The sequence below is a fragment of the Shewanella sp. SW32 genome (assembly GCF_025653365.1).
Classification (GTDB): Bacteria; Pseudomonadota; Gammaproteobacteria; order Enterobacterales; family Shewanellaceae; genus Shewanella; species Shewanella oncorhynchi.
In genome coordinates this window covers 1-15,571 of the sequence record NZ_JAKKSJ010000032.1, presented here as the reverse complement: position 1 = coordinate 15,571, position 15,571 = coordinate 1, and the positions used below count along the sequence as shown (strand labels likewise).

12 protein-coding genes and 1 pseudogene are annotated in these 15,571 nt (G+C 43.5%); 8 read left to right on the top strand and 5 right to left on the bottom strand.

The annotated features are described in order from the left end of the window. The first annotated feature begins 157 nt into the window (after positions 1-157). The 6 genes from L5M28_RS17795 (at position 158) to gcvP (ending at position 8,195) form a co-directional block, all read left to right on the top strand. Positions 158-733, top strand: a complete 576-nt coding sequence (locus tag L5M28_RS17795) for a UPF0149 family protein (protein WP_105252998.1) — start codon at positions 158-160, stop codon at positions 731-733. A gap of 180 nt (positions 734-913) precedes the next feature. Continuing rightward, a complete protein-coding gene (gene ubiH, locus L5M28_RS17790; RefSeq protein WP_263204099.1) occupies positions 914-2,155 on the top strand; it encodes a 2-octaprenyl-6-methoxyphenyl hydroxylase in 1,242 nt (413 codons plus the stop codon). Positions 2,156-2,197: 42 nt separating this feature from the next. Beyond that, positions 2,198-3,421, top strand: coding sequence for an FAD-dependent oxidoreductase (locus tag L5M28_RS17785; RefSeq protein WP_263204098.1), 1,224 nt, complete (start codon positions 2,198-2,200; stop codon positions 3,419-3,421). 253 nt (positions 3,422-3,674) lie between these two features. Then, entirely contained in the window at positions 3,675-4,769 is a 1,095-nt protein-coding gene (gcvT, locus tag L5M28_RS17780) for a glycine cleavage system aminomethyltransferase GcvT (protein WP_263163559.1), read from the top strand. Positions 4,770-4,794: 25 nt separating this feature from the next. Then, positions 4,795-5,184: a glycine cleavage system protein GcvH gene (gcvH, locus tag L5M28_RS17775; protein ID WP_011845766.1), complete on the top strand. Its 390-nt coding sequence runs from the start codon at positions 4,795-4,797 to the stop codon at positions 5,182-5,184. Positions 5,185-5,306: 122 nt separating this feature from the next. Further along, positions 5,307-8,195 carry an aminomethyl-transferring glycine dehydrogenase gene (gene gcvP, locus L5M28_RS17770; protein ID WP_173496726.1) on the top strand — a complete coding sequence of 963 codons (2,889 nt, stop codon included), beginning with the start codon at positions 5,307-5,309 and terminating at the stop codon, positions 8,193-8,195. 400 nt (positions 8,196-8,595) lie between these two features. On the opposite strand, the gene L5M28_RS17765 is transcribed toward gcvP, so the two are convergent. Beyond that, a complete protein-coding gene (locus L5M28_RS17765) occupies positions 8,596-9,018 on the bottom strand; it encodes an immunity 26/phosphotriesterase HocA family protein (RefSeq protein WP_263204112.1) in 423 nt (140 codons plus the stop codon). A gap of 142 nt (positions 9,019-9,160) precedes the next feature. On the opposite strand from L5M28_RS17765, the pseudogene L5M28_RS17760 reads away from it, so the two are divergent. Continuing rightward, positions 9,161-9,274 (top strand): annotated as a pseudogene (locus L5M28_RS17760) (transposase); the annotation flags it as partial. A gap of 570 nt (positions 9,275-9,844) precedes the next feature. On the opposite strand, the gene L5M28_RS17755 reads toward L5M28_RS17760, so the two are convergent. From L5M28_RS17755 to L5M28_RS17745, 3 genes are all read right to left on the bottom strand, one after another. Further along, a complete protein-coding gene (locus L5M28_RS17755) occupies positions 9,845-10,843 on the bottom strand; it encodes a hypothetical protein (RefSeq protein ID WP_263204097.1) in 999 nt (332 codons plus the stop codon). 16 nt (positions 10,844-10,859) lie between these two features. After that, complete coding sequence (locus L5M28_RS17750; RefSeq protein WP_263204096.1) at positions 10,860-12,530, bottom strand: AAA family ATPase; 1,671 nt, start codon at positions 12,528-12,530, stop codon at positions 10,860-10,862. A gap of 300 nt (positions 12,531-12,830) precedes the next feature. After that, positions 12,831-13,745, bottom strand: a complete 915-nt coding sequence (locus tag L5M28_RS17745) for a nuclease-related domain-containing protein (protein WP_263204095.1) — start codon at positions 13,743-13,745, stop codon at positions 12,831-12,833. 628 nt (positions 13,746-14,373) lie between these two features. Here L5M28_RS17745 and L5M28_RS17740 point away from each other — a divergent pair. Continuing rightward, entirely contained in the window at positions 14,374-15,351 is a 978-nt protein-coding gene (locus L5M28_RS17740) for an SGNH/GDSL hydrolase family protein (RefSeq protein ID WP_317630023.1), read from the top strand. On the opposite strand, the gene L5M28_RS17735 is transcribed toward L5M28_RS17740, so the two are convergent. Beyond that, on the bottom strand, positions 15,344-15,571 hold a 228-nt coding region (locus L5M28_RS17735; protein WP_411569183.1), incomplete at its 5' end, for a transposase. The genes L5M28_RS17740 and L5M28_RS17735 overlap by 8 nt on opposite strands.

Below are 15,571 nucleotides of genomic sequence, written 5' to 3'. Positions count from 1 at the left end.
TGGATTGGTCTTTGACGGTTTTGTTTGCTGTTTGTGTGAGCAGTTGGATAGTTTTTTATCAGGGCGTGGCCGATTTCGCCATTATTGGGATTCAGTATTGGTTCAAGTCTTTATCTCTGCTAGCATTGCTGCTGGAAAAATCTTATTGGGATCTGATATGGCAACTCCTCCTTCGTTACGTATCGACAGCTTAAAACTCGCCTTAGATGCGGCTGAAATCGGCCAGCATCCGGTAGAAGTTCACGGTGCTTTAGTCGGTTTAATCTGCGGTGGTGTAGAGCAAACTGGCGACACTTGGATCAAGCCTTTATTCGACCTGATGAACGATGGTCAACCTTTGCCAGCGCAGTTGCATCAATTAGTGTGTGATTTATTTAACGATTCAGTGACGCGTTTAGTGGATTTTGAATTTGGTTTCATGCCGCTGTTGCCCGAAGAAGAAGAGCCGCTCAGCCAACGTGTTGAAGCCTTGTCTCTGTGGACCCAGAGTTTTTTGACTGGCATGGCGATTATTCAGCCGAAACTGAATCAAGCCTCGGCAGAAGTACGTGAAGTGATCAAAGACTTGGCGGAAATTGCCCAAGTGGAATTTGATGTTGCCGACGATGAAGAGTCTGAAGCCGCTTACACTGAATTACTCGAGTTTGTGCGTATTGCCGCCATTATGTGTTATTCGGAGTTTGGTCCTGAGCTTCCCCATGGCGAGGCTGACGATACTGCGGTGGTGCATTAATTTACCGCGGTTGTTTAATGTTCAATAAGTTAACGCAGTAGTGGCTTCAATTAGATGTCAAAGGTGGGCAAACCTGCCTTTGAGTCTATAGCACTGGTGTTTTTGAGTGCATAGCATTGATGTTTACATCTTTTATGTTTACATGCCTTAGTGTTATGCCAAAGCTTGAATGAGATCCCCATGACGGCCACAAATCACATGGATACTTCAGTTCAACACGTCGACATCGCGATTGTAGGCGGTGCGATGGCGGGGGCGACCCTAGCGTTAGCTCTCGCGCGTCTTTCTTTATCCGCACCTCGGCCACTTTCTATCGCCTTAATCGAAGCGCACCTTCCCGATAAGCAACACCCCGGGTTCGATGCCCGCTCTATTGCTATCGCCCACGGTTCTATTTTCGAATTATCCCGTTTAGGTTTATGGCAAAAGCTCGCCCATTTGGGCACGGCGATTGAAAATATCCATGTGTCGGATCGCGGTCACTTTGGCATGACAGAACTCAATGCGGCGCAGTTTCATTTAGATGCCCTAGGCCAAGTGGTTGAGCTTGAACGAGTTGGTCAAGTGCTGTTTAACGAGTTGAATAAGAGTAATGTCAAACTCTATTGCCCCGCCAAGCTTGCCCAAGTAGAAGCCGCCGTTGAAGGTCACACCTTAGTGCTCGATACGGGTGAGCGAATTAAAGCCAAACTTGTGGTCGCCGCCGATGGTTTGCAATCCAAAGTGCGCAGCAGTTTTAATTTGCCCGTGACCCAGGTGGCCTTCGAACAAACGGCCATTATTGCCAATATTCAAACCGCCGATTTGCCAACCAATAGGCCTCACAAACATTGGGCCTATGAGCGCTTTACCCAAACGGGTCCCTTAGCGTTATTGCCTATGGCCGATATTCAAGGTCAACCTCGCTTTTCTCTCGTGTGGGCGCTCGATGATGTACGGGCTAAACAGATGCAAACCGCGCCTAAGGCCGAGTTTTTAGCGGCGCTTCAACAGGCCTTTGGTTATCGTGCGGGCACGTTTATTGATGTCAGCGCGCGCCATGCATATCCGCTTAATTTGTCCTATATGCCAAGGCCAATTCATCACAGATGTGTGTTTATCGGCAATGCGGCGCAGACACTGCATCCGATTGCGGGGCAAGGATTTAACTTAGGGTTGAGGGATGTGGTGAGTTTGCTCGAGGTGATCCAAACGGCGCTAGCACAGTGCGAAGATATCGGCTCCGCCGCTGTGACCCATGCGTACCTTAATGCCCGCGAGCACGACAGAAACAGCACTATCCGAAATATCGAATTTTTAGTTCGTGGCTTTTCAAACCAATATTGGCCGATGGCGCTGGGGCGTAACTTAGGATTGCGGCTCTTGTCTTGGTTTCCGCCACTGAAAACCCCCGTCGCTCAAAAGGCAATGGGCTGGAAATAACTCAGTAATTTACTGGTATCGCAACGCGAAAAGGATGTACCCATGTTAAGTTCACAAGCCTATGACATCGCCATTGTGGGTGGCGGCATGGTGGGACTCGCCACCGCGATTGGATTGGCGCAGGCCGATCTGAATGTCGTCGTTATCGATGCGGGCCAAACCGAGGCCGTGAGCGGCGAGCCGCGTTTACGGGTGAGCGCCATCAATAAGGCGAGCCAGCGCTTGTTAGAAAACTTAGGGGCATGGAGTTATTTAGACACTTCCCGCGCCACGCCTTATCAAAAAATGGCGGTGTGGGATAAAGACGGTTTCGGTAAAATTGCCTTTGATGCCAACAGCATCAGCGAAACCAGTCTCGGCGCGATTATCGAAAACGATGCCATTAGCTTTGCCCTCGCCAAACGCGCCAGTGAGTTTGACAATATCACCCATATTCAAAACCAACGCTTAGAGCGCATTGCTTTTGGTGAGCGCGAAGCTTGGTTGACCCTTGCCAATGGCGTCGATTCTGAAATAGAAAGTGTCAGTGCTGCACTTGTGATAGCCGCCGATGGCGCCAACTCTTGGGTGCGCGAGCAATGCAAGATCCCGCTGACATTCTGGGATTACGGCCACCACGCAATCGTCGCAACTATTCGTACCGAAATGCCACACCTTGCCACCGCCCGCCAAGTGTTTTTGCAGGACGGCTCGCTAGCATTTTTACCTCTGTATGAAGACAATCTCTGCTCTATCGTCTGGTCGGTGCCGCCCGAGCGCGCCACTGAATTATTGGCAATGGATAAAGTGCAATTCGAGCGCAACTTAACCGCGGCTTTCGACGGTCGTTTAGGGATTTGCAAGCTGGAAAGCGAGCGCCAAGCCTTTCCATTACGGATGCGCTACGCCCGCCATTTTGCCCGCCACCGTTTAGTGTTAGCAGGTGATGCAGCCCATACTATTCATCCGCTGGCTGGCCAAGGGGTGAACCTCGGCTTTTTAGATGCGGCCAGCATTATCGAAGTGATCAGCGAATTACAGCAAGCGGGTAAAGATATCGGCGATTATGCGCAGCTGCGTGCACTTGAACGTTGGCGCAAAGCCGATGCAATGGAGATGATCGCGGCGATGGAGGGCTTTAAACGCCTATTCGAAGGTTCAAACCCAGTCAAAAAGGCAATTCGCGATCTGGGATTAAATCTGGTTGATAATGTCGCTGGGCTGAAAACAGTGTTCATACAACAGGCCATGGGCAATAAGTCGGCACTGCCTAAGTTATGTCGTTAGCCTAGGTTGCGCTAATGTGATCAGAATTGCTGACAATATCAGCAATTTGACTGCAAGCTGCGCAAATCTGGCCTTCGCATGTAAAAAAATTACATGTTGAAGATGAGAAAATCTAATGACAATGACTTCGGATTAGAAAAATCTCCTGTATACAAATTTGTGACGCAAGGTATAATTTCGCCGCATTTTAGACCCTAGTATCTACACCCTACACTAGGCAGAGACCTGAAAAAGGCCGCAAAAAGGGATAACAATGGCTAACAAAACTATTCTGTTTAACAAGCACTTAGAATCAAACGCTAAGATGGTCGACTTCCACGGTTGGGATATGCCCCTCAACTATGGTTCACAAATCGAAGAACACAACGCTGTGCGTCAAGACGCGGGTATGTTCGACGTATCCCACATGACTGTGGTTGATGTGATAGGTAGCGACGCTGGTGCATTTCTACGTAAGTTGCTGGCGAACGATGTGGCTAGACTTAAAGTGCCAGGTAAAGCCTTATACAGCGGCATGTTAGATGACAATGCCGGTATCATCGACGACCTCATCACTTATTACCTCACTGACACAAACTACCGCGTGGTAGTGAACTCAGCGACCCGCGAAAAAGATCTCGCTTGGATCGCCAAGCAATCCCAAGGTTTTGATGTCACTGTGACTGAGCGTCCTGAGCTGGCGATGATTGCCGTTCAAGGTCCTAACGCAAAAGCGAAAGCCGCTGCCGTGTTCAGTGCCGAGCAAAACGCCGCCATCGAAGGCATGAAACCTTTCTTCGGTAAGCAAGCAGGCTCACTGTTTATTGCGACTACGGGTTACACAGGCGAAGCGGGCTACGAAATTATCGTCCCAGAAGATGAAGCCCAAGCCTTGTGGCAAGCATTGTTAGATCAAGGGGTTAAACCTTGTGGTCTCGGTGCCCGTGACACGCTGCGTCTCGAAGCTGGTATGAACCTTTACGGTTTAGACATGGACGAAACCATCAACCCATTGGCCGCCAACATGGGCTGGACTATTGCATGGGAACCAAACGACCGTGACTTCATCGGCCGTAAAGCCCTAGAAACACTTCGCGATGCCGGAACCAGCAAACTTGTTGGTCTAGTGATGGAAGAAAAGGGCGTGTTACGCCATGATATGCCAGTATTTTTCACCGACGCTGCCGGTGTAGAGCAACAAGGCGTGATCACCAGCGGGACTTTCTCGCCAACATTGGGCTATTCTATTGCGATGGCACGTGTTCCTAGCTCGATTGGGGATACTGCGGAAGTCGAAATGCGTAAAAAACGTGTGGCTGTTAGAGTAGTGGCGCCAAACTTTGTGCGCAACGGTAAACAAGCATTTTAAAAAAACGGAACAAGGAACAAGAACAATGAGCAATATTCCGACAGAACTGAAATACGCCTCTTCACACGAATGGATCCGCAAGGAAGAAGACGGTAGCTACACAGTAGGTATCACTGAGCACGCCCAAGAGCTGTTAGGTGACATGGTTTTCGTTGAACTCCCAGAAGTTGGCGACACTGTGACTGCGGGTGAAGACTGTGCTGTAGCTGAATCAGTAAAAGCGGCGTCTGACATTTATGCCCCCATTTCTGGCGAAGTGATTGCCGTGAACGAAGCTCTGGAAGATTCGCCAGAACTCGTTAACAGCAGTGCTTACGGCGAAGGCTGGTTCTTCCGCGTAATGCCTTCTGACGAATCAGAAGTCGACGCTCTGCTGGATGCTGAAGGCTACCAAGCTGTCATCGACGAAGAATAATCGTCGACGCTAACGAAGCCCTAAGGGGCTTCGTTTGTTTTAGCGCAAGATTGACATAACAACAGTCCGTTAATCAGTACCCTACAGTTCTGAATTTCGGCAAATCTGGAACAAGGTTTATCATGACCAAGCAAACCCTCACTCAGTTAGAACAGCACGATTTATTCCTACGTCGTCATATCGGCCCAGATAGCAGCCAACAGCAAGCCATGCTGAACTATGTTGGTGCTGAGTCTCTGGACGATCTGACCGCGCAAATTGTGCCTGAGTCGATCCGTTTAAGCCAAGATCTGAGCATTGGTGATTCCTGCGGCGAAGCCGAAGGCATTGCTTACATTCGTGGTTTAGCGAAACAAAACCAAGTATTTAAGAGCTATATCGGCATGGGTTACTACGGCACTCAAGTGCCAAACGTGATCCTGCGTAACGTATTTGAAAACCCAGGTTGGTACACGGCTTATACGCCATATCAGCCAGAAATCGCCCAAGGCCGTTTAGAAGCCATTCTAAATTTCCAACAAGTGTCGATGGACTTAACGGGTTTAGATTTGGCTTCTGCTTCTTTGTTAGATGAAGCAACTGCTGCTGCCGAAGCGATGGCGCTGGCAAAGCGCGTTTCTAAAGCGAAAAAAGCCAATATCTTCTTCGTTGCCGATGATGTGTTCCCGCAAACCTTAGACGTAGTGAAAACCCGCGCTGAGTGTTTTGGTTTTGAAGTGGTGGTTGGCCCTGCATCTGAGGCCGTTAACCATGAGCTGTTTGGTGCTTTGTTCCAATATACTAACCGTTTTGGTCAAATCACTGACTTCAGCGAATTATTCGCAACTCTGCGTGCGAAGAATGTGGTTGTGACTGTCGCCGCCGACATTATGTCCTTGGTATTACTGAAATCACCGGGCGCTATGGGCGCCGATGTGGTATTCGGTAGTGCCCAGCGTTTTGGCGTGCCAATGGGTTTTGGTGGTCCACACGCGGCCTTCTTCGTTGCCCGTGACGAACACAAACGTTCTATGCCTGGCCGTATCATTGGTGTGTCAAAAGACGCCCGTGGTAACCGCGCACTGCGTATGGCAATGCAAACTCGTGAGCAACATATCCGCCGCGAAAAAGCCAACTCAAACATTTGTACTGCACAAATTCTGTTAGCGAATATGGCGTCTTTCTACGCCGTATTCCACGGCCCAGATGGCCTGAAAACTATCGCATCACGCATTCACCGTTTCGCCGATATTTTAGCGGCAGGCTTAAAAGCGAAGGGCGTTAACTTAGTCAACAACACTTGGTTTGATACTGTTAGCATCAAAGGCTTAGATGTTGCTGCCGTCAATGCACGCGCACTGGCTGCTGAAATGAATCTACGTTTCGATGCCGATGGTATTGTGGGCGTGAGCTTAGACGAAACCACATTACGCACAGATATCGAAGCCCTGTTCGATGTGATCTTAGGTGCCGGCCATGGTTTAGATGTTGCTGCGTTAGACGCGCAAATCGTGAGCCAAGGTAGCCAATCGATTCCGGCGGCACTCGTGCGCCAAGATGCGATTTTAAGCCACCCAACCTTCAATCGCTATCAAAGCGAAACCGAGATGATGCGTTATATCAAACGTCTTGAAAGCAAAGACTTAGCACTTAACTACTCGATGATTTCACTGGGCTCTTGCACCATGAAGTTAAACGCAGCGGTTGAAATGCTCCCAGTGAGCTGGCCAGAATTTGCCAACATGCACCCATTCAGCCCACTGGATCAAGCCAAAGGCTTTACTCAGTTGATTGAAGAGTTGTCGACTTGGTTAGTGAACATTACAGGCTATGACGCTGTGTGTATCCAACCTAACTCTGGCGCTCAAGGTGAATACGCTGGCTTGTTGGCCATCAAGAAATACCATGAGTCACGTGGCGATGCGCACAGAAACATCTGTTTGATCCCGCAATCTGCCCACGGTACTAACCCTGCATCGGCACAATTAGCCGGTATGCAAGTGGTGGTGACGGCGTGTGATAAGCAAGGTAACGTCGATTTAGAAGATCTGAAGACTAAAGCTGCCGAAGTGGCTGAAAACCTGTCTTGCATCATGATCACTTACCCATCGACCCACGGTGTGTATGAAGAATCTATCCGCGAAATCTGCAACATAGTGCATCAGCACGGCGGTCAAGTGTACTTAGACGGCGCTAACATGAACGCTCAGGTCGGTTTAACGTCTCCTGGCTTTATCGGTGCCGACGTATCACACCTTAACTTGCATAAAACCTTCGCTATTCCACACGGCGGCGGTGGTCCAGGTATGGGCCCAATCGGCGTGAAATCACACTTAGCCCCATTCGTTGCGGGTCACGTTGTGGTTAAACCGGGCCGAGTGAGCGACAACAATGGCGCCGTATCAGCCGCACCTTACGGTAGCGCTGGCATTCTGCCGATCAGCTGGATGTACATTAAGCTGCTTGGTTCAAAAGGCCTGAAAAAGTCGACCCAAACTGCGCTGTTAAACGCTAACTACGTGATGAAGAAGCTGTCTGAACACTACCCAGTATTGTTCCGTGGCCGTAATGATCGCGTCGCGCATGAATGTATTATCGACCTACGTCCACTGAAAGAAGCCTCAGGCGTGACCGAAATGGATATCGCTAAGCGTTTGAATGACTACGGTTTCCACGCACCAACCATGAGCTTCCCTGTTGCGGGAACTCTGATGATTGAGCCGACGGAATCTGAATCTAAGGTGGAACTCGATCGTTTCATCGACGCTATGGTGTCAATCCGCGCTGAAATCGCCAAAGTGGAATCGGGCGAATGGCCAGCGGACAACAACCCGCTGCACAACGCACCGCACACTATGGCCGATATCATGGACCCAGAGTTCGATACGCGTCCATACAGCCGCGAAGTGGCCGTGTTCCCAAGTGCAGCAGTACGCACCAACAAGTTCTGGCCAACTGTGAATCGTATTGATGATGTTTACGGCGACCGTAACTTGATGTGTTCGTGTGCACCATTATCAGACTACGAGTAATAATTGCTGCTTAGGCTAGCTACTGCGGCGTTGAATCTCAGCTTTCGTGCTCATTGACAGGAGTCAACTCCGCGCGAAAGCTTTCAATCCGCCTTGCATTAGCTTCGCCAGCAACGCAATTATGGTGTAGTTGGCTTCAGCGAATTTGAAGCATCAAAAAGCGACCGAAAGGTCGCTTTTTTGTTGCCTGCCGCAGGATTCTGCATGCTCTTGACGCTCTTGTATGAGCTACACCTGTGACATGCCGCCTAAGATTTAAATATTAGCGTCCTTGTAGGCTCCCATGTGTTAGAAAGGTCACTGGTGCAACAATGCCTGTTCTGGTGTAACGGTTTAGTACAGAGTTATGCTTGTTCTGACATTTCCCAAATACAAGACGCTGGCTGATAAAACGGAGGTGTTACAGGCTTGCCAATAAGCGATTAACAAGCTCGAAACCATACACCTCCATTAAGGTATAGTTATTATACTCAGAGACAGGGATTCGTTTAATTTCTTCCTCTCCCTTATATAGTCCTCCTGCGTAATTAAAGATCCTTAACTCGTCTTTATCTTCGGTCAGGTCTGTATGTCCAATTATCTCCCAAGAACCATTTTTTACATTTTGATTCCCAGTAAATATAACTTTCATTTCTTTCCCCATATCCATGATAGGAAGAGGGCGAAGTACGTCATCACTTTTAAAAACTTTATTATCCTGTACAAATAGGACGCAGAAACCTATGGCTTGCTTAAACTTCCCTTTTGGGGCAAAAACAATTTGGCAGATGGCAAATTTACCCTCTGTAGGAATAATAAAAATATCACCTTCTTGATATCTCATTTTCACAATATTTTACCTCTTAGAATAGAAAGAGCATCACCCAGTATCTTATCACCCCAATCACAACTTTCTACTTTAGTTAAATTGTCCACCCATCATAAATCCCAATAGTGGTGTGGAATCATGCCACCCACTTTAAATCGAGTTATTTCATGGCCCAGTGGGAACGCTGCAAGAACTGACCGATTACTGCGAGCACTTAGAAAAGAGACGACGGCATTTTGCGACAAGCTGCCAGCACTTCAGCATTAACTGATTGCTACTTGATATCACTCCAATAGAAATCACCTTCCAAGCTCAATGGGATGATTTTCCATGTCTGAAATACGCCATTTTTGAACGAATTAGCTCAATTTATTATCTCAGATGCACTCCTTGCCACGTTTGATGGTTCTCGTTTAAGCAATTTTTGCCTGTACAGACGTAGGCAAGCCAAAAGTAGGTTATGTTATTGATTTATTATGGATGGCTATTTATTTTGGCTATTTATTTTAAAGGTTCTATGACCTAGTCCCAATGATTAAGCACTTACATTCCAGTGACACGCCATTAACTCATCCCTGAGGGCTCGACGGCGGCATCCATGCCGCCAACGGTCACTTACATGCAAGTGCTTAATTTAGCTCGCCCTTGAGTCTATCAGCACTAAAATTGGCCTGTTGGTGCTTGGCAAGATAGCTCTCTGTTTAGAGGGCCACTGGTGCAACAATGCCTGTTTAGGTGTAACGGTTGAGTACAGAGTTATGCCTGTCCTGACATTCTCCGATTTATTTAGCTATAAAATTCGAGGCGTTACCTCAATATTTGTCTAAAATCACCTAAAATTTTAGTTAGATAGGTCAATTGCTATATGTAAGCATGAAAAAAACGCCCCACTTATCGTACCTGTTTGCAAAAAACTTTTTTGTGAACGATAAATAGTAGATTGTTCGACGATTGGATTTAAAACTGTTCTATCACCACTAGCTAAATTTTTAGGGTCGAGTTGTGTAATATAATTACTATATCGACTCCACCAAGCTGAAAAATCTTTACCTTTATAGAATGTAACTAGAAAAGTATGAGGAATCCCAGTTGGATTATAGTTGTGTAGTAGTTTATTGTAATGGGTTATAATGTATTCAGTGTTAAGAGATGTTAGAATCATAGTTTCTATAATGGAAACTAAACTTCCACCTTCCTCAATTATAATATCTAAAGAACCTTTATCTTTTCCAGTGGAGGATATGCCTTCTCTTGCTTGATCCCTTATTTCATAATCTTTTGCAGATAAAAGATCTCTAATGTAATCGTTGCATTCATTTTCTGACTTTTTAAGCTTGTTTCTTACTAATCGAGAAAGACACCAGTTGATGTCAGAAATTGCTTTATTAAAGCAAAATTCTTTCATTGCAGTCTCTGTTTTTAAACTTTTGAAGTTATTTTTATTGAGTAATTTGATTCTTTGATTCTTTATTCTTGATATGAATTGTCTCATTGAATTGTTATCGTTTACAACTATATATTTCATGTTTGTTGTTATGGCTTTTTCGGCAGACTCATACAAACACTCCTCATTTATAATGTTAGGTTTTACATGAGATACTAGTAATTTACCTTCATTTTTATTTGATTTAAGTTGGTGTTCCCAAACTTTGAAGAGCTGGAATGAGTTACAGTCATCTTTGACTGAGTTTAGATATTCATTCCATAGGTGTCCATTTGAATCAATAACAATTTGATCTTTTGTGTTAATAAAGCAACCAATGAAAATATCTGTAAAGGAATCAGGTTCTACTATGTTCTTTCCCACGAATGATGGACATAAACAGTAAGCTATACTCATATCTCCCTCCTCCTTATTATTTTAAAGATTTTAAACTAGCTTTATAAGCTTGTATTTTTATTGTGTCTTCTATTTCTATATCCATAAATCCTTTTGGCCACTCGATGTCTCCATACTCAGTTAGAGCAACTTCATTGATTGTTGTTGTACATGTATGCGAGTTTCTTTCAAGGTGGTATATTTTTAAATGTTGAAGCTCGAGATTTGACTTTGTATCAACAAGTCTAAGTCGTAATCGCCTAATTATAGATTCACTATGAGTCTCAATAATGAATTTTTTATTCTCATTAATAGCAATTTTTACTAATGCATCTGTAAGCCAGGCCTGCATTTTTGGGTGTAAATGAATTTCAGGTTGTTCGATAATTGTTGTAGATTCTGGAGGGCATAAGTATGCTTGAACAATAATTGGAATAACTTGAGATATACCAAAACCTACATCTGTAAGCTCCAAGTTAACAGCACCCTGTGTGACTGTTATTTTATGTATAATGTCATTAACTTTTTCAACATCAATTGCTAAGTCAAATACTGCCAAATGAAGATTTATTTTATTTTTTATATCTTCTCTTTTTTTAAGTATTTCAGCTAAATCAGTCCCCTCTAGAGCATTCAGAAAAGTATGTTGGGCTGATTTTTCGAGTAGGTAATAACGTCTCGGAAATGCTCTTAATGGACTTACATGGTTGATTTTCGTTTCTTTTAACTCTCTAATTAGTACATTTGTGACTTTGTTTATAACATTTATAACTCCTTCAGCATAAGGGTTTTCTTTTAATGTTTTTTGGTTGGCATCTATTAGTGAAAGTGATTTAAAATTTAAGTTTTTTCTTATTAATGGTTCTGATATTGCGAGAGTCTTCTCATTGAAAATATCTGACTTTATCTCTAACTGTTTAAAACCGTCTTTTTTTATCACGTGAATTATTGTTTTTTCATTTAAGTTTTTTATTTTAAATGAAGATATTTCTAGTTCACCTATAGCATCAATATATTTGAACTTGTAACATATTTCTTTAGGATTTAATTCCTCATGCTTTAGTTTTTCAAGCTCTAACAACCACTCCTTTAATCTGACGTAAGATACATTTTTTAAAAAATAATCAGATTCACTGAATCTATCTATGAAACTATCTTTCTGGTCTTCAATGCTAAGGTTCGTTGATATTTTTCTATATTTTTTTATGGAATCACTCAGGGATGAGTATAATTCGTTATAGTATTTTTCATTGTTTCCATCTGCGATTTTGAACATGTATTTATCAATGTTGGATAAGTATTCATTGTTAAATTCATTATTATTTTTTATTGTTCTCTGGCGCCTAAAAATATGCTCTGCCGTTCTAAATAAATAATAATACCTCTCGATAATACTTTCAGTTGTTAAGCCTTGTGTTGTATCGAATTCAGTTTTATTAGAAAACTCAAATCCTATATCAATAGACGTTTTCTCGTTTTTTCCTCTAATTAAATTTAGAGCCTCGCCCATTCCGACTTTATTTCCATTAAGTCTAAGTGCAGAGTCGGAATTGTTAATGTTGTCAGCCGTTTGAGAAAGCATTAAAAGTAAGTTTATGAGTGCGCTTTTACCACAACTATTTGCACCTAGAAGAACCGTGATCGGTGCTAGGTCAAATTCAAAACTTTCGAATGCTTTATAATTATTTCCAAATATTTTACTTATCACATTTTTCCCCTAACGAGTAGTAATCTTGATTTTATCTGTTTAAATTGGACGTTGTATAGGCTTTGTTTCCTAATAGTGAAATCCAATGTTTTTCGGGTTTAAATCAAAATAATATTCTGATTACAGATAAACGACTGACGATGAAACAAGGGTTTTAAGCGCCATGCTGGCGCTCAGGAAGCACTCTGTAGTTATTTGTGCTTTTAGGAAACAAAGCCCGTTGTATAACTCGTATGTAATTTTTTGAGGTAATTATTTTGGTGCATAATTATTTATGCAGTGTATACCTTCTCCTTATCATCATTTCCCTGCTTCACTATTACTCAAACATCTTTGTGCTACTTGATAAATAATCTGTTCGACTTGTTGTTGGCTGAGTGCTTGGGTTTTGAGTGTTGGGATAGTGCCGACTAATTGTTTGTGGTTAACGATCGGGAACGGTGGTTTGGTCTGGCTGGTGACATACCAGCCGGGGAATACGAGTACTGGGGTTGATGATACTGGTGTCCCTGTAGCTTTAGTTAACCATTGGCTGACCCATTTGCTTTGCCGTTCTGCCTGTTCTATGGGTTTGGTTTCTGTCCACGAGGGGAAGTTTAAGCGCCCGTCTTTATAAAATACTTGATAGCCTTTTTTACCAGAGCCTGGACCAGTTCCATTGGTTTGGAGTAGGTCTTTGTTCCGTTTATGGCGGCCTTTGGTTTCAATGGCGAATACGCCATTTTTGCCTACCACAAGATGGTCGATGTTAAAGCCGTCGGCTTGGACATCGTGAAACACTTGATAACCCAAGGCTTGTAAGCCTATAAGCTCATTGGCTGTGGCAATTTCAGCGGTATGACCGAGGCGTAATTTGATGAGCTTGGAAAAGAGTTTCCAGGTTTTAATGCCGAAGTAAATTACTCCTATTAAACCTGTTAAGGCGAACAACCAAGGGAATTTTCCGGCTGTGATATGCGCTTGGATGCTGCTGGCAGCAAATGGAAGGCAAACAATCAATAGTCCCATCATCATGCAGCCGATTAAATCTAATTGCAGATCATGGATTTGCTCTTGTAAGCCATAGGCGGGGATACGGGTCAGTTGCTCACGATCAACGGGCAGCTTGACGGTTGCATCGCGATGTTTGAGCAACACATACATCACACCCACTGTGACAAGAAGGCCAGACAGAAGTATCCCGTAGGATAAAAGAATGCTGCTGAAATCGGTCATTTACGTCCCTGAAGTAATGCGAGTCAATAGTTAACCCGATGACAAAACCGCTAATAAAATTTACTTATCATTTTGGAAAGTGGTGGCAGACTTGTCTGCTTAGAGTTTGGGCGCATATTGCTGATTTGCTTCTTCTTCCCTAAATGGCGTGCTCGATGATTGAGTTCGAGTTTGCCCTGCATTTTCCTGAGTGCTCACACTTTAACCCGCTCTATACGGTTTAATCAATGCGCTTTATCACAAAAACATATTTTAAATAACAACTTGTATACAAATTACTCCGGTGAAAAGATCTGATAGGCATCATTTGAAGCACCGCGTTTTTAGATCCTGATCTTTTTCCTTACTAAACTTGTAGAACTACACAAGTGTTAAACAAGATTAAGCACTTCATATAAATAAATAACCGTAGTAAGGATATTTTATATCGCCTCATCGGACCAGTTTAAGGTGTCAACATACTAATTATAATATTTTTTTGAGTTTTTTATCATTATTCTCCCATACTTAATATTTATTCTGATATTGGCTGTGACAAAACTTATTAGTCTGTTGAATTACTAGGTTTCTCAATTTTAATTTTATGGCCAATTTATGTGTGTTGATTTTATTTTTGTTAAGGAAATGTATGAATAAGGCTTTATTATTTTTTTCATTAACCCTACCTTTTTCAGCTGCTTGGGCTGCTAATGAAACGTTTAGGGATGATATGGAGAGCCAAACTAGCATATTGGAAACGCTTAGATCTGCAGATATCGATGAGATAGATGATATAGATGAGACAGATGGTCCAGATAACCATTTGGAAGCTGGTCACAGTCATACTTATATTCGTTGTTGGTATCGATTAGATCAAACGCATAATAATCCTGCAACTGAACATAGGTGGGCAAAGCAAAAGGACAGTGATGAATATTATTCTATTCAAGGCGCTTGGAGACATAAGCTTTCGGGTAAAAATATGTTTTATACAGAGACGTCACAAGATGAAATCATGCAACGGTGTGTCGATACATTAGGGGTTTCAAGCAACGAAGTCGCAGACATTACCTTCTTTGCTGCTAATGAAAAATTGTCATTTAATCAGACTATCTGGACGCAAGATAAGGCGGAACAAGGGAATAAAATTAACAAAATTATCGCATTTGGTGATAGTTTGTCTGATACGGGAAATCTATTTAATGGTTCTGAGTGGCGATTTCCAAATCCTAACTCTTGGTTTTTAGGTCATTTTTCTAATGGATTTGTATGGCCGGAATATTTGGCTAAATCACAGAATATTCCTCTGTATAATTGGTCTGTTGGCGGGGCTGCAGGTATTGATGAATATAAGATTATTCCAGGTTTAGGTCATCAAATACAATCCTATTTTCATTATTTAAAAAAGGCTGAAAATTACCAGCCTGCAAATACGTTATTTACACTTGAAATTGGCCTTAATGATTTTATGAATTATGATCGTGAGGTTAAAGATGTGAGTCAGAATTTAAGTGATGGGTTAAAACGTTTAGTTGATGAAGGCGGAGCTCAGCATATTATTTTATTCACGTTGCCCGATGCTACGCGCGCACCACAGTTCAGGGTGAGATTACGAGTGGTCATTTAATAACCACACTCATGCCGGCTTCAAGCACCGCATCCAAATAAGCCTCATTCATCAATGCCTGACGCTGCTTTCTTCTGATACTCATTTTTCGCTTCTCAGCGCGTAACATATTCAAACCAAAGTGTCGCATCGTGGCAAGATTAGTCGCTGCATTACCACGGTATATCTGGCACGCATCCTCACCTAAACTCACATCCAGCACCCAGTGCAACTGGTTTTC

Excerpts from the sequence above, each read along its gene's own strand:
- L5M28_RS17795 (WP_105252998.1), top strand. The coding sequence starts at position 158 with ATGGCAACTCCTCCTTCGTTACGTATCGACAGCTTAAAACTCGCCTTA.
- ubiH (WP_263204099.1), top strand. The coding sequence starts at position 914 with ATGACGGCCACAAATCACATGGATACTTCAGTTCAACACGTCGACATC.
- L5M28_RS17785 (WP_263204098.1), top strand. The coding sequence starts at position 2,198 with ATGTTAAGTTCACAAGCCTATGACATCGCCATTGTGGGTGGCGGCATG.
- gcvT (WP_263163559.1), top strand. The coding sequence starts at position 3,675 with ATGGCTAACAAAACTATTCTGTTTAACAAGCACTTAGAATCAAACGCT.
- gcvH (WP_011845766.1), top strand. The coding sequence starts at position 4,795 with ATGAGCAATATTCCGACAGAACTGAAATACGCCTCTTCACACGAATGG.
- gcvP (WP_173496726.1), top strand. The coding sequence starts at position 5,307 with ATGACCAAGCAAACCCTCACTCAGTTAGAACAGCACGATTTATTCCTA.
- L5M28_RS17765 (WP_263204112.1), bottom strand. The coding sequence starts at position 9,018 with ATGAGATATCAAGAAGGTGATATTTTTATTATTCCTACAGAGGGTAAA.
- L5M28_RS17755 (WP_263204097.1), bottom strand. The coding sequence starts at position 10,843 with ATGAGTATAGCTTACTGTTTATGTCCATCATTCGTGGGAAAGAACATA.
- L5M28_RS17745 (WP_263204095.1), bottom strand. The coding sequence starts at position 13,745 with ATGACCGATTTCAGCAGCATTCTTTTATCCTACGGGATACTTCTGTCT.
- L5M28_RS17740 (WP_317630023.1), top strand. The coding sequence starts at position 14,374 with ATGAATAAGGCTTTATTATTTTTTTCATTAACCCTACCTTTTTCAGCT.